Annotated in this window: 15 protein-coding genes; 7 read left to right on the top strand and 8 right to left on the bottom strand. The window is 43.4% G+C overall.

The annotated features are described in order from the left end of the window. Positions 1-85: 85 nt before the first annotated feature. Positions 86-565: a cupin domain-containing protein gene (locus ACPF7I_RS03715; RefSeq protein WP_430744749.1), complete on the bottom strand. Its 480-nt coding sequence runs from the start codon at positions 563-565 to the stop codon at positions 86-88. 122 nt (positions 566-687) lie between these two features. On the opposite strand from ACPF7I_RS03715, the gene ACPF7I_RS03710 reads away from it, so the two are divergent. Beyond that, on the top strand, positions 688-1,452 hold the full coding sequence (locus tag ACPF7I_RS03710) for a DODA-type extradiol aromatic ring-opening family dioxygenase (protein ID WP_430744750.1): 765 nt from the start codon (positions 688-690) through the stop codon (positions 1,450-1,452). 13 nt (positions 1,453-1,465) lie between these two features. Then, complete coding sequence (gene mscL / locus ACPF7I_RS03705; RefSeq protein ID WP_430744751.1) at positions 1,466-1,861, top strand: large conductance mechanosensitive channel protein MscL; 396 nt, start codon at positions 1,466-1,468, stop codon at positions 1,859-1,861. A gap of 86 nt (positions 1,862-1,947) precedes the next feature. Here mscL and ACPF7I_RS03700 read toward each other — a convergent pair whose 3' ends face one another. From ACPF7I_RS03700 to ACPF7I_RS03680, 5 genes are all read right to left on the bottom strand, one after another. Continuing rightward, complete coding sequence (locus ACPF7I_RS03700) at positions 1,948-2,409, bottom strand: cupin domain-containing protein (RefSeq protein ID WP_430745982.1); 462 nt, start codon at positions 2,407-2,409, stop codon at positions 1,948-1,950. Positions 2,410-2,771: 362 nt separating this feature from the next. After that, on the bottom strand, positions 2,772-4,448 hold the full coding sequence (locus ACPF7I_RS03695; protein ID WP_430745983.1) for an RNA-binding domain-containing protein: 1,677 nt from the start codon (positions 4,446-4,448) through the stop codon (positions 2,772-2,774). Positions 4,449-4,770: 322 nt separating this feature from the next. Then, positions 4,771-5,256: a cupin domain-containing protein gene (locus ACPF7I_RS03690; protein WP_430744752.1), complete on the bottom strand. Its 486-nt coding sequence runs from the start codon at positions 5,254-5,256 to the stop codon at positions 4,771-4,773. A 76-nt stretch (positions 5,257-5,332) separates the two neighbouring features. Beyond that, positions 5,333-6,661 carry an MATE family efflux transporter gene (locus ACPF7I_RS03685; RefSeq protein WP_430744753.1) on the bottom strand — a complete coding sequence of 443 codons (1,329 nt, stop codon included), beginning with the start codon at positions 6,659-6,661 and terminating at the stop codon, positions 5,333-5,335. A 364-nt stretch (positions 6,662-7,025) separates the two neighbouring features. Then, positions 7,026-7,541, bottom strand: a complete 516-nt coding sequence (locus ACPF7I_RS03680) for a phosphatidylglycerophosphatase A family protein (protein ID WP_219985500.1) — start codon at positions 7,539-7,541, stop codon at positions 7,026-7,028. A 102-nt stretch (positions 7,542-7,643) separates the two neighbouring features. On the opposite strand from ACPF7I_RS03680, the gene ACPF7I_RS03675 reads away from it, so the two are divergent. The 4 genes from ACPF7I_RS03675 (at position 7,644) to ACPF7I_RS03660 (ending at position 10,090) form a co-directional block, all read left to right on the top strand. Beyond that, positions 7,644-8,336: an alpha/beta hydrolase gene (locus ACPF7I_RS03675; RefSeq protein WP_430744755.1), complete on the top strand. Its 693-nt coding sequence runs from the start codon at positions 7,644-7,646 to the stop codon at positions 8,334-8,336. Positions 8,337-8,397: 61 nt separating this feature from the next. Beyond that, positions 8,398-8,910, top strand: coding sequence for a YjcG family protein (locus tag ACPF7I_RS03670; RefSeq protein WP_219985502.1), 513 nt, complete (start codon positions 8,398-8,400; stop codon positions 8,908-8,910). A gap of 4 nt (positions 8,911-8,914) precedes the next feature. Further along, a complete protein-coding gene (locus ACPF7I_RS03665; RefSeq protein ID WP_430744757.1) occupies positions 8,915-9,346 on the top strand; it encodes a GNAT family N-acetyltransferase in 432 nt (143 codons plus the stop codon). Positions 9,347-9,412: 66 nt separating this feature from the next. Beyond that, positions 9,413-10,090, top strand: coding sequence for a DUF421 domain-containing protein (locus ACPF7I_RS03660; protein ID WP_430744758.1), 678 nt, complete (start codon positions 9,413-9,415; stop codon positions 10,088-10,090). Here the strand turns inward: ACPF7I_RS03660 and ACPF7I_RS03655 are convergent. After that, positions 10,087-10,260 carry a hypothetical protein gene (locus tag ACPF7I_RS03655; RefSeq protein ID WP_430744759.1) on the bottom strand — a complete coding sequence of 58 codons (174 nt, stop codon included), beginning with the start codon at positions 10,258-10,260 and terminating at the stop codon, positions 10,087-10,089. The two genes, ACPF7I_RS03660 and ACPF7I_RS03655, sit on opposite strands and share 4 nt — an antisense overlap. A 76-nt stretch (positions 10,261-10,336) precedes the next feature. Here ACPF7I_RS03655 and ACPF7I_RS03650 point away from each other — a divergent pair, with 76 nt between their 5' ends. Continuing rightward, on the top strand, positions 10,337-12,442 hold the full coding sequence (locus ACPF7I_RS03650) for an ATP-dependent helicase (protein WP_430744761.1): 2,106 nt from the start codon (positions 10,337-10,339) through the stop codon (positions 12,440-12,442). A gap of 65 nt (positions 12,443-12,507) precedes the next feature. Here ACPF7I_RS03650 and ltrA read toward each other — a convergent pair whose 3' ends face one another. Then, a complete protein-coding gene (ltrA, locus tag ACPF7I_RS03645; RefSeq protein ID WP_430744401.1) occupies positions 12,508-13,770 on the bottom strand; it encodes a group II intron reverse transcriptase/maturase in 1,263 nt (420 codons plus the stop codon). Positions 13,771-13,885: the final 115 nt, after the last annotated feature.

The following is a 13,885-nucleotide window of genomic DNA, read 5'->3' as shown; positions in this document are numbered from 1 at the left end:
TTTTCTGTTTTGAAGTTGAGTACTCAATCACATTTTTTGTAGTTTGGCAGTGAAAAAGGGGACAAAGATTGTCCCCAATTTTCTCTCATTCCGCCGCAAGAGCATCGGCTTTTGTCGGATGGACGGTACCCGCTGGATGTTGTGGCGGTGCATAGATGGAATACAATTTTAGCGGAACGTTTCCAATGTTCATTACATTATGCCATGTTCCAGCAGGGACAAAAATAGCAGAACCGTCGCCCACTCGTCGTTCAAACGTTAGCTCGTTTTTCTTTTTCCCCATCCGTACAATCCCTTCGCCTTGTTCAATACGTAAAAATTGATCCACGCCCGGATGAATTTCTAAACCAATATCCTCCCCCACACGCAAGCTCATTAACGTCACTTGTAAATGCGGACCTGTCCATAACGTCGTACGAAACATATTGTTTCGTTTCGTCGCTTCTTCAATTTGAATGACAAACGGGTTCGGTCCGTAATCTTCCGTATATTCTCGTGGAAGCGGATAAGGCATGATCGGATATGGATACATTGGATACACGTAATGCGGATAGTAATAATACATGTTCTCACCTCTTTTTCATATTCATCGTCATGTTATGCACAACTGCCCGACCATGCGCCTCGGATGCAAAAATCGACAAATCAGAAATATATATGGTACATTGAATAAAAAGGAGTGAGATAATGAAAACACCTGCTTTATTTCTCGCGCACGGATCACCAATGTTAGCTATTGAAGATAGCGCATATGCATCGTTTTTAACCAATTTCGGTAAACGCATAGATGCAAAAGCAATCGTTTTATTTACTGCACATTGGACGACGCGTCAACCGACCGTTTCATCGATTGACGGAACGTATGAAATGATTTATGATTTTTCTGGTTTCCCACGTGAATTGTACGAATTAACTTATGCTGCACAAGGTTCAGTCGAATGGGCAAAACGCGTCCAACATCATCTGAAGCACGTCTCCCCCATCGTCAATATCGACGAGAAGCGCGGACTTGACCACGGCTCATGGGTATTGTTAAGCCGACTATTTCCAAAAGCAAACATTCCAATTATTCAGGCATCCGTTGTTCCTTCGTGGACACCAAAGCAGCTATTTCAACTTGGTAAAGCGTTACGCCCGTTGCGTGACGAAGGTGTCATGATCATCGGTAGTGGTGGCACAGTGCATAATTTAATGGCGCTTCGTTGGGAAGAACGAACAAAAGTAGATTGTTGGGCTGTCGCCTTTGATGATTGGTTGCTTGCCCAGTCATCTGCCCATAGTGAAGATGTGTTTCACTATGAAGAAAAAGCCCCTTATGCTAAACAAGCCGTCCCGACTCAAGAACATTTAGCACCGTACTGGATTGCTTACGGAGCCGGCAATCGTTCGCCACATGTTTTGTTCCGAGAATATGAGTACGGAAACTTAAGCCTTTTAGCTGTATCATTTTAATGGAGGGATTCCGATGTGGAACGAGTTTAAGAAATTCGCTATACGAGGCAACGTCATCGACTTAGCTGTCGGAGTGGTTATTGGTGGGGCATTTGGAAAAATTGTTTCTTCCCTCGTCAATGACATCATTATGCCGCTTGTTGGTCTCATTTTAGGAGGTATTGATTTTAGCAGTTTATCTTGGAAAGTCGGTGAAGCAGAAGTGAAATATGGGGCTTTTATTCAAACTGTCGTTGACTTTTTAGTCATTGCCTTTTCTATCTTTCTATTCGTCAAACTGCTGAACAACTTATCCGAGCGAATCAAAAAACAAGAAGAAACGAAACAAACCGCACCAACGATCACAAAAGAACAACAACTGCTCACAGAAATTCGCGATTTATTGAAACAGCAAAAAGAAATGTCGTAAAAGGCTGGCCGAAAAGTCGCATGCCATCCTATCAAGAGCTTATTGGACAATACAAGTAAGAGACTTGAGGCATCGCCCCAAGTCTCTTATCGTTCTGCCGCAAGGGCATCTGCTTTTGTCGGATGCACCGTTCCAGCTGGATGTTGTGGCGGCGCATAAATCGAGTACAGTTTAAGTGGAACGTTGCCCGTGTTAATCAAGTTATGCCACGTTCCCGCTGGCACGAAAATAGCCGATCCGTCCGCTACCTTTCTTTCAAACGTGAGCTGATCTTTCCTTTTTCCCATGCGCACAATGCCTTCCCCTTGTTCAATACGTAAAAATTGATCCACGCCCGAATGCATTTCTAAACCGATATCCTCCCCGACACGAAGGCTCATTAACGTCACTTGCAAGTGGGGCCCTGTCCATAGCGCCGTACGGAACATATTGTTTTGTTTCGTCGCTTCTTCTATTTGAACAACAAATGGATTCGGCCCGTAATCTTTCGCGGTTGCGCGCGGAAGCGGATACCCCATCATCGGATATGGATACATCGGCACATACATATAGCTCGGATAATAATAGTACACATTCCCACCTCTTTCAATATCATCAATCGCTATGTTATGCGCCATGGATAAATTCGACAAGGCTGTTGGCTTTCTTCGTTTGGAGAAGGTCAAGTCCGGTAGAGACGTGACAGTTCGCCTCGAACATACTGTACACATAAGCCAGTTGCACTCTTTCGTAAATATTAAAAAGACATCGGTTTAAATCTAACCGATGTCTTTAACTAAATCCTACAACTAACAATAACTATTCCTATAACTAATTAGTTAATGGAAAAACCGCGTAAAATCAATATTCGAGCAATTTTTATAACTAATTTTATTAACTAAACCTATAACTAATTTAAAACTAAGTTTAACTAATTAGTTAATGCCCATTTTGGATAGCGGGCAGAACCTTGATTTACAATAGTTCTATCCTTCTTAGACATTTCTTGAAGCAGGTTTCCGATGTACCTCTTTTTTTGCTTTTCATTGAGAGCATCAGATAGTTTATCTAGCAACAAATCATCAATATCTTTCCTACTTGCCACTTTATACTGACGCAAAAATGAAATAATCAGTTGCTTATAATGCTCTTTATCAAAGGCCCTGTTTTTAATATAGGTAGTTTTATCTCCTGTAATTTCAGCGATTTTAGCGGAAACATATAGGTTTGGATATCTGCCTTCCACTAATTTTAATGCCCTTAATTTTTTTGCTTCTTCTTGTGTGATGCGTTGCTTTTTTTGCACCTTATCTAACGCAATCACTACACTCAAATCTAGATCTGTATGGCTGATAAGCATACGAGTATAGTTATAATCCAATATTTTGCCGTAAATGGTCACTTTTACTTTATTCGGTTCACTTAAATCATAATCCGGCATTGGAAAGAATCTTTTTCGTTGCTCTAAAAACATTTTCTTAATTCCCGAACCAATTGTATCAATCATATTCAGATTGACCATTGCTTCGGCTAAAAAGCGATTTCGATAATATTCTTGAGGTGCATCACGTTCAATCACATTCTCTATCGTTTCAGGAATAAATTCACCAAGATTTGTAAAAATTAATTCCTCTGGTTTTTCAACAACATTAATTCGTCCTTGAAGAGTGTAATCTTGATGAGCAATACAGTTATGCAATGCTTCACGAATGACGTAAGGATCATACTGATTCACTTCAATTGGGAACAAACTTTGGTCCGGCATATAGCGATATTTTAAATTGCGGATTTTTGCAAAAAGTTCATTTGTGTTTAAAATAAATGGCGGTCCAAAATGCTCATAATCCCTCTCAATATTATGTTCGTCTTTCAAAATCCATGTCATTTTTGCAACAGCCGGCGCCAAAAAGTGTTCGGATTCAGGTTTACCAAGCAATATAATGGCTGCTCTCGTAATTTGTCCGTTAATCGTTACCCTTGCTTTATTCAGAAACGTTATATCATCCCATTTATCGACATCTTCGGCTAAACGTGGATTTTTCTTTTTATACTCTTCTCTTGCCTTCTCAATGGCCGTTTTATCTAAGTCATCAATCGTAGCACCGGGACAAATCACGGCCGACCAATCTTCTTTCATACGTTGGTTGCGAATACTTTCGATTTCTTGTATGCTGAGTGGAACCTTCGACTCACCATTTCGGCCAAAATAATGACCTTTCCAAGATGTCGGCATTCCTTTCGGCGCAGCAGGAATTTGAAACATAATCACCCTGCCCTCTGGATAAAAAAGTTCATAAATCTCAACAAACGACAGCCCACCGTTTGTATGCCTCGATATCTCATGTTTAAGGCTATCTAAATCGGCTCTATTTTCTCTGTATTGTGTTCCAACAATTTCTTTATTTTTATCTTTTACTCCAAAAATAAGCCACCCATAAGGCTGATTTTTTAAGTTAGCCTCATTGCTTAACGCTGAAAAGTATTCACCTAAATCATCAAAACCAAAATTATTTTTGGCTTCTTTAAACTCTACCCATTCATTTTCGGAGGGAAGGCTTCTAAATTTATCCAATATTTTTTTTAGTTCTATTTCATTCAATATCGTCACCTCCGCAAATACGATTATAGCAGTAGAATTTACTTTATGTATAACATATCGCAATTTTTCCTTATTTACTATATATTATACATTCAACACATATCCTATTTTGTCCTTTCTGCAAAAGACAACGTCTATAAAAAATTAAAAACAGAGTGATTGCCCCATTTTCAATCTTCCATTATATAAATAGCCTCTTCTTGATTTATTTCCTCGCCTCCCATTGTTAACAATAAATGTCGTAAAGGGCTGGCCGAAAAGTCGCATGCCATCCTATCAAGAGCTTATTGGACAATACAAATAAGAGACTTGAGGCATCGCCCCAAGTCTCTTATCGTTCTGCCGCAAGGGCATCTGCTTTTGTCGGATGCACCGTTCCAGCTGGGTGTTGTGGTGGGGCATAAATCGAGTACAGTTTAAGTGGAACGTTGCCCGTGTTAATCAAGTTATGCCACGTTCCCGCTGGCACGAAAATAGCCGATCCGTCCGCTACCTTTCTTTCAAACGTGAGCTGATCTTTCCTTTTTCCCATGCGCACAATGCCTTCCCCTTGTTCGATACGTAAAAATTGGTCGAGATGATTGTGAATTTCTAATCCGATATCTTCTCCAACTTGAAGGCTCATTAACGTCACTTGCAAGTGGGGCCCTGTCCATAGCACCGTACGAAACATATTGTTTTGTTTCGTCGCTTCTTCTATTTGAACAACAAATGGATTCGGCCCGTAATCTTTCGCGGTTGCGCGCGGAAGCGGATACCCCATCATCGGATATGGATACATCGGCACATACATATAGCTCGGATAATAATAGTACACATTCCCACCTCTTTCAATATCATCAATCGCTATGTTATGCGCCGTGCTTGAACAACGTCCCTATGTCAAAAACAATTTATACTGCTTTCACCCATTGAGATGAACGATATCTCCAATATAACAATGCCGCGCGCACATAGTTATCCACACCGATCGCAATCCACGCCCCAATTAAGCCGAAACTAAAATAAACGCCGAGCACATAGACGCCGAGCGTCCGAACTGCCCATATGCCGATTGCTGTCACATACATCGGGTATTTCGTATCCCCTCCGGCTTGCAAAACAGAAGTTAAAGCAGTCACTACGGCTGTTGCAGGTTGGGTCAATGTATCAATTCCTAATACAGCAACAATAAGAAACAAAACGGTCGGATGATTTGTAAATATTTTCGCGGTTGTGCTAGATGTGACAAAAAGAAAAAACATCACCGTCGTCATCGTCGTCGCTAACACGATCATCGCTGCTCGACTATATGCGCGCACCGCCTCCATCTGTTTCGCTCCTATATGTTGCCCGATGATTGTTGCTGTTGCCGTCGCTAACCCTGTACCGATAATGGTAGAAAACATCGTAAAGTTCCCTGCCAACGTGTGTGCAGAATATGCTTCTACTCCCATGCGAATAATCATTCCAAAATAAATGACTTGTCCGAAGCGCATAAATAACCGTTCAAAAGAAGCAGGTAGTCCAAGGCGAATGAGCGTGCGCAACGTATGTTTGTCTGTTCCCCACACTTCTTTTTTCCATGTTATTGGCCCATTCACAACCAATTGTCTCCATAACAAAACAACCCCGATCACTCTCGCGCACACAGTCGCCACCGCAGCGCCAACCATGCCAAATCCTTGAAAAAAGACGCCGAAAATAAGTACGTAGTCGAGCGCAACGTGAATCACATTCATGATCATGCCCACTCGCATCGGCGTTTTCGTATCTCCTAATCCTCTAAATATCGCCCCGAGCGTAAACATTATGGCAATCAAGACAGAAGGAACAGCAACAATGCGAAAATACGTCGTCGCGATATGTAAAACCGCTTCGCTCGCCCCCATCATCTGAAGTAAAAATTCAGCGAAGAAAAAAGATAAGAAGCCGAAAACGACTCCAACAACGATCGTCACATACACCGAGTTAGTGATCACGACAGCCATTTTTTCATTGTCCCCTGCACCGATCGCGCGCGCAATCATGACCGTCGCCGCCGTAGCAATGGCGAGAAATACTGCAAAATAAATGTTTAAAATCGTATTGGATACCCCGACAGCCGCCACTTCATGTAAACCTAATTGCGAGATAAATAACGTATCAACAAATCCGACTACACTTTGCAAAAAATTTTCAATGATAATCGGAAATGCTAAAACGACAATCGTCTTTCCTTGCGACATGAACTGCTTAAACAAATAAATCACCACCAATCCGAAAACATATTGCACCTTCTGCATTATAAATGATTGCTACATAACAAGAAACATGACGAACGAAGAAATATTGAAAACTACTTTTTGTCACTTCAAAAATTAAATTTTCAACTTGAAAAACACAGCTCTATGCAATACCTCGATTTAACAATTTCATATACTCGACTTGTCACAATTTATGGTAAGAAGAAATCGATGAAGAACTGAAAGAAGGATTGAAAAAAGCTTAAAACAAGGTCGAGAAGAAGGACATACGGGAGCGGTTAGGAGATTAGCTTCGACATGTTTTCAAGAAGGGGCTGTCCAAAAAGTCAGTTACGCTGACTTTTTGGACAGCCTCAAACGTTTATGCATTCAACGCAGCTTCTTCCTCGTCGCGCAAATTGTGGGCAAGGCGACCGGATGCGCTAGCGGCAACGCTGGCAACTAAGTCGTCTAAAAACGTATGCACGCCTTTGCCGCGCTTCGTGTCAAGCTGCTTAATGATCCCGACTTTATTTTTATCTAAATGACCAAACGTTGTCACCGCGATGCTTCCGTACCCGAGCACTGCGCCGAGCGCCAACGTTTCATCGACGCCAAACAGTCCTTCGTCCGTCTCGACAATCGTTTGAAGCGGCTCGGAAAGCATGCCTCGTTCGGCTAGTTTATCGAGCTCGATGCCAACTAAAATCGCATGTTGCACCTCGCGTTTTTGCAGCACTTTTTCGACGCTCTCAATACATTCCGCCATCGTTAGCTCTTTGTTGTATGGGCTTTGCATTTCATATACAATCTCAGCAATTGCTGGAATCGTCACCCCACGTTCCGTCAATAACTGCAACGTTCTTTCGTACACTTCTTTGCTTGTCACACGCTTCATGCTTCATTCCTCCTCTCGTTCTATCATTATATCACGCAGCGACAAAAAATGCCGAAATGTGATACGATAAGAAAGAACAACGTCGAAAAAGGATGGGAGAACATGCAAGAGTTAAAACTTCACAGCGAACATTTAGACGAAAAACTATCGTTGCCCGTATACTGCTCAAAACCTGTCACACCGCTTTATAAACATCTCGTCCTCATCGCACAAGATGGACAAGATTATTTTATGTTTGGAAAAATTGCCCGCGTGATCGATGAGCTTGGGGTGCGCGCGGTCGTCATCGGCGTGCCATATCGCAACGTGTCAGATCGCTATGAGAAATATCACCCGAACGGAAAAAAACGAGAAGCGTACATGCGCTTTCTAGCCAACGAACTTGCGCCGATTGTCGATGAACAGTTTTCGACATATCAAATCGGCTCGAGCCGCATTCTCATTGGCGACTCGCTCGCAGGAACTGTTTCTCTCCTTACTGCGATGACATATCCGCATACGTTCGGAAAAGTCGTCATGCAGTCGCCATATGTAAACGACGATGTGATGGCGCACGTGCAATCATTTACGGATTGGCATTTGCTTGCGCTTTATCATTCTGTCGGCACGCAAGAAACGGAAGTGAAAACGACAGATGGGGCTGTCCGCAACTTTATTGAGCCGAATCGCGCCCTTTCGCACGTCCTCCAAACGAAACAAAGTCGCTATCACTATCACGAGTTTGACGGCGATCATTCGTGGACATACTGGCAACGAGATTTGCCGGCTGCATTAAAAAAAGTTATCGAAATGTAACAGTATTTTCCGAAAATTTGTTATAATATATAAATATAATGACGAAAGGAGGAAACATCGCATGAAATGTGGTATCGCGATATTTCCATCGAAAAAAGTACAAGATTTCGCTAATTCGTATCGCAAACGATACGACACGCATTACGCGCTCATCCCGCCTCATATCACGCTCAAATATGCGTTTGATGTGGAAGAGGACAAGCTCGCCGAACTCGTCCAACAACTGCATCGCGTCGCGCGCGAAACGGAGCCATTTACGATGCGCATCACGAAATTCAGTTCGTTTTATCCGGTCAATAACGTCATTTATTTAAAAGTGGAGAAAACGGAACCGCTCGTTCAGCTACACGAAACATTGCATCGTCCACCGTTCGTCGAACAAACAGACTATGCGTTCGTACCGCACATTACAATCGCGCGCGATTTGTCAAACGATGAATATTCAGACGTATTCGGCCGCTTTAAAATGCAGTCCGTCTACTTTGAAGAACAAGTGGACCGATTCCATCTTCTCTATCAACTTGAAAACGGATCGTGGTCAGCATATGAAACATTTCATCTCGGAAAGGAATAACTATATGCATGTAAAACGAGGACAAGACGAAGCGCTTTGGCGTGATGCCTTGTTCGTTCGCCGCACCGTCTTTATCGACGAACAAGGCGTATCAGAGGAAGAAGAAATTGACGCATTCGAAAGTGAGTCCGTTCATTTCGTTTTATACGACAACGACAAACCGATCGCCGCTGGTCGCTTTCGCACAATAGACGGCGTCGGTAAAATTGAACGCATTTGCGTCCTTCCTGCCTATCGCGGACGCGGAATCGGAAAAAAAATCATGGAAGCGATCGAACAATACGCGAAACAGCACGTCACAAAAGTGAAACTAAACGCTCAAACACACGCCGAACCGTTTTACAAACAACTCGGCTATGAAACGGTATCAGACGTCTTCCTTGACGCTGGTATTCCACATGTGACAATGGTCAAAACAATCAACATGCGATCATAACGGTCGCATGTTTTCTTTTTCACTTGGCATACTAAGGAAAGAAGCTACATACGAAAGGATATCGTTATGAACGAATTTGGACAAATCGCACTTGAGTTAGTCGTCGGCTATGTCTCCTTATTTATGATGGCGAAAATACTCGGACGAACACAAATTACGCAAATTACACCGTTTGACTTTATCTCCGCCCTCGTTCTCGGCGAGCTTGTCGGAAACGGGCTATACGATGCAAATGTCGGGCTTTCTAAAATATTGTTTGCGATCGCCATTTGGGGACTGCTTATTTACGCTACAGAAATGGTGACGCAAAAGAAAAAAGAATTTCGCGAACTGTTAGAAGGAAAACCGGTGATCGTCATTTCAAAAGGAAAAATTTTATATGACGCATTAAAACAAACGAAACTCGACTTAAATCAGCTCCAACATTTACTTCGCGCTCGCAACGTCTTTTCGATTCGCGAAGTGGAATACGCCATTTTAGAAACGGACGGGACGGTAAGCGTCATGAAAAAAGCGCCGTATGAACAACCGACGCGTCAAGACCAAAACATATCTGCATCTCAAGCGACATTGCCCGTCACCGTCATTATCGATGGAGAAGTCGTTTGGGACAATATACGAGAAAACGGTTGGGACGAACGATGGCTTCAAAAACATATTCGCCATGCGGGGTTTGAAAACTACAGCGACATTTTATACGCCGAATGGCAAGAAGGGAAAGGAATGCACGTGCAGGCATATTAACGTTTCTTCTCAGACGAACGATCTTTCGGGCGTTTTTTCTTTTCAGCGGGGCTTTCTTTTTTTTCATTCGTTGTGCGTTGTACGCTTGTTACGCGCGGAACGGTGAATGGATTCGAACGAATCGGCGGAATATGCACGTTCATCGCCTCCTTTATCATATTATTCGCCATCTAACGAAAAACTCCTTTTCTCTTATTGTATGTTTTGTTAACATAGACGTTGACGTTACATGAAGGAGTTTTTACGATGAACAAAGCGCAATATAAAGGCAAATTGTTTGACCTTCATACATTGCCAAGAGAAAAATACGAACTCGTTTACGAACAAAGTTTACGCAATAAATGGACGTGCCCGATGTGCGGTGGAATCGTTCGCTTGCATTTAGCGATTGAACATGCCCCGCACTTTTATCATGTTGCGAATCCGTGCATAAAAGAAGAACGACAACGAGGAAGCGCGGTTGCTATTCGACCGCACGAACCGTTTCAAGCGAAAGAAAAAAAACAGACGATCGTATGTGGCGTGTCGCTCGATGCGGATCAATATGAAGCTGTCCGCCACATCGAAGGGCCGCTTCTCGTCCTCGCCGGTGCGGGAAGCGGCAAAACGCGCACGTTAACGACGCGGGCTGCCGCAATGATTACAAATCATCATATAAAAGCTTCAAACATGATGATCGTCACCTTTACGACAAAAGCGGCAAAAGAACTAGCGGAACGATTGTATGCATACAACCTTGATGTCCTGCCGACAATCGGCACATTTCATAGCTTGTTTTATCGCATGTTGCAACATGCCGATCCGTTTCGCTGGCGGCATGAGCGGCTCATTCGCGATTGGCAAAAAGAGCGAATGATAAAAGAAATCGGGCGCGACATCGGCATCGACGAGCGCGATTTTCCGTACGATGAAGCGATGCAGCGCATCTCGTATTGGAAAAATACGCTCACCGCACGCGATGACATCGCGATTGAAAACGAATGGGACGAGCGCGTCGCACAGTTGTATGTGCAATATGAAGAAAAAAAACGGCAACACGACGTATTTGATTTTGATGACATGTTATATGCGTGTTATGACATGTTGCGAACGGATGAAAAACGACTGAAACAATATCACGAACGGTTTCATTATTTTCTTATCGATGAATTCCAAGACATTAACCACGTGCAATATGAAACGATGAAGTTGCTTGCGTCACATACGCACCATATATGCGCGGTTGGGGATGACGATCAAGCGATTTATGCGTTTCGCGGCTCGGATTCATCGTTTATTTATCAATTCCAACACGATTTTCCACATACAAAAATCGTGAAGTTGACGGAAAATTATCGTTCGCCACATCCGATCGTATCGCTTGCCAACAGCATTATTTCTAAAAGTCGTACGCGCATTCCGAAACAAATGAACGCCCAAACGGATAGCGCACATATGCCGACATGTTTCTTTCCGTACGATGAGGAAGAAGAAGCGACAATGATCGTATGCGACATACAAGAGCGAATGAAACGAGGGGCGAAACCGAGCGATATCGCCATTTTATGCCGAACGAACGCCGCATCGCGCGCCGTCTTTGAACGGCTCGCTCAACTTCGCCTCCCGGTGACGACGGACGGAGAATCATTTTACAACCGACGCATCGTGCGCTATTTATTAAGCTTTCTTCAATTAAGCATCGATCCGAACAACGAACAAGCGCTTGCCGATGTGGCGACGGTGTTGTTTTTAAAACAAACGGTCATGAACGACTTGAAGGCAATCTCGATTTTACAAGACTGTTCGCTCGTGGAGGCGCTCGCTAAACTCGATCGTATCGCACCGTTTCAACAACAAAAATTGCGCACGATCGTTCCGCTATTTGCGAAAGTGAAAGAAATGAAGCCGCTTGAGGCGATCGATTTCATTGAAAAAGAAATGGGGTTTGGCGACTTTTTAAAAAAGCGTGGCAACGAAGGAAATACGATAGAAAAAGGATCCGATGACGTACGCGATGTAAAAGTTGTCGCGCGCAAATTTAAAACGATTCCCGCGTTTCTTTCCCACGTCGCGCGCGCCAAAGCGTACGCCAACACGACATGCGATGACGGCATTCGACTTATGACGATTCATCGTTCGAAAGGGTTAGAGTTTCCGATCGTATATATCATCGGGGTAGTGGACGGACTATTGCCTCACGATTATGCGCTTGAGGCGTACCGAAACGGCGATGTCGCACCGCTTGAAGAAGAGCGCCGCCTTCTTTACGTCGCCGTCACGCGCGCCAAAGAGCGTCTCTTTATTTCCGTTCCGTCCATGCGCCGTTTAAAAAAAGCAAACGCCTCGCGCTTGCTTTCTTCTCAAATCGAGTAGGAGGAGGTGATTAACCTCCGTCCTCTCACACCACCGTACGTACGGTTCCGTATACGGCGGTTCAATCAAGATAAGTGACGCAAGAATTCGTAACGCTCTTGTAGACTTTTGAGCCCTTGGTCATTCCAGTAGGAGTTTCCAAGGGTTTTGTGTAAGATGGGGCTATTTGAAATACGCCAGTATCCTTTCCGACTATTCCCCCATTCATAGGCTTTCCACGAAGGAACTCCCAATTTGATCAAGTTTCGCACCCTCGTTTTTGCTGTTTTCCAATTCTTCCACAAGCACATGCGAAGTCTTCGACGAATCCATCCATCTAGTTTCCGAAAGATTGATTTCGTATCCGCCAGCGCAAAGTATCCACACCATCCTAATACATACTGATTCAGTTTCTGAATCCGATATTCCATGGGATATGGCATTCTCCTAGAGGTGATTTCTCGTACTTTCTTTTTCATTCGTTTCAGGCTTTCTTTTGCGATTCGAACGTTTGGTTCCTTTGCGTTGGTGAAGCTAAATCCAAGGAATTTTCGTTTCCATGGACGGTCTACTGCCGACTTTTTCTCATTCACTTTCAAGCGGAGTTTGCGTTCAATGAATCGTTGAACGCTTGCCATTGTTCGTTCTCCTGCTCTTTTTGATTTTACGTAAATGTTACAGTCATCTGCGTAACGAACGAATTTATGTCCTCTCTTTTCTAATTCTTTATCCAACTCGTCAAGAACGATGTTTGAAAGGAGCGGACTTAATGGACCACCTTGTGGTGTCCCTTTTTCTGTACTTGAAACCACTCCATGAATCATGACACCCGACTGCAGGTATTTGCGGATTAATTTCAATAACGGTTTATCGTGGATTCTTTTCGCCAATGTGTTCATGAGTCTGTCGTGGTTGACCTGATCAAAGAACTTTTCTAAATCCATGTCTACAACCCATCGGTATCCCTCTTTGATATATCCTTGTGCTTTCCTCACTGCATCATGGGCGCTTCGATTTGGGCGAAAGCCATAGCTATGTTCAGAAAACATGGGGTCATATATCTTCGACAATACTTGGGCAATTGCCTGTTGAATCAAACGGTCTGTCACGGTTGGGATACCTAGTAACCGAACACCGCCATCATGTTTCGGGATTTCGACTCTTCGGACAGGCATCGGTTCATAGGTACCTTTGAGAATCGCCTCTTTGATGGACTGCCAGTTTTCGACGATATGCGTTCGTAGGTTTTGTACGGGCATCATATCTACTCCGTGGCTTCCCTTATTCTGTTCTACTCGTTTCAATGCGAGAAGCATGTTCTCCCGTGACAGGATTTGATTCAAAAGCATCGTTCTTCTTCCTTCCGTAAATAGCTGATCTTCTTATGCCAGTCGTCACTCCACCCTCCAACAGATCCCCCACGGGATTCACCGTTTCCTTTCTCTTGGTAGGTTCTATGTTTTC

This window comes from Anoxybacillus dikiliensis (genome assembly GCF_050613275.1).
GTDB lineage: Bacteria > Bacillota > Bacilli > Bacillales > Anoxybacillaceae > Anoxybacillus.
The sequence above is the reverse complement of the archived record's forward strand: the minus strand, read 5'-3'. Positions and strand labels throughout refer to the sequence as shown.

Coding starts and splice junctions, on each gene's coding strand:
- ACPF7I_RS03700 (WP_430745982.1), bottom strand. CDS start 2,409: ATGTATGTGCCGATGTATCCATATCCGATGATGGGGTATCCGCTTCCG.
- ACPF7I_RS03660 (WP_430744758.1), top strand. CDS start 9,413: ATGAACGAATTTGGACAAATCGCACTTGAGTTAGTCGTCGGCTATGTC.
- ACPF7I_RS03655 (WP_430744759.1), bottom strand. CDS start 10,260: ATGGCGAATAATATGATAAAGGAGGCGATGAACGTGCATATTCCGCCG.
- ACPF7I_RS03650 (WP_430744761.1), top strand. CDS start 10,337: ATGAACAAAGCGCAATATAAAGGCAAATTGTTTGACCTTCATACATTG.
- ACPF7I_RS03675 (WP_430744755.1), top strand. CDS start 7,644: ATGCAAGAGTTAAAACTTCACAGCGAACATTTAGACGAAAAACTATCG.
- ACPF7I_RS03710 (WP_430744750.1), top strand. CDS start 688: ATGAAAACACCTGCTTTATTTCTCGCGCACGGATCACCAATGTTAGCT.
- ltrA (WP_430744401.1), bottom strand. CDS start 13,770: ATGCTTTTGAATCAAATCCTGTCACGGGAGAACATGCTTCTCGCATTG.
- ACPF7I_RS03670 (WP_219985502.1), top strand. CDS start 8,398: ATGAAATGTGGTATCGCGATATTTCCATCGAAAAAAGTACAAGATTTC.
- ACPF7I_RS03665 (WP_430744757.1), top strand. CDS start 8,915: ATGCATGTAAAACGAGGACAAGACGAAGCGCTTTGGCGTGATGCCTTG.
- mscL (WP_430744751.1), top strand. CDS start 1,466: ATGTGGAACGAGTTTAAGAAATTCGCTATACGAGGCAACGTCATCGAC.
- ACPF7I_RS03715 (WP_430744749.1), bottom strand. CDS start 565: ATGTATTATTACTATCCGCATTACGTGTATCCAATGTATCCATATCCG.
- ACPF7I_RS03680 (WP_219985500.1), bottom strand. CDS start 7,541: ATGAAGCGTGTGACAAGCAAAGAAGTGTACGAAAGAACGTTGCAGTTA.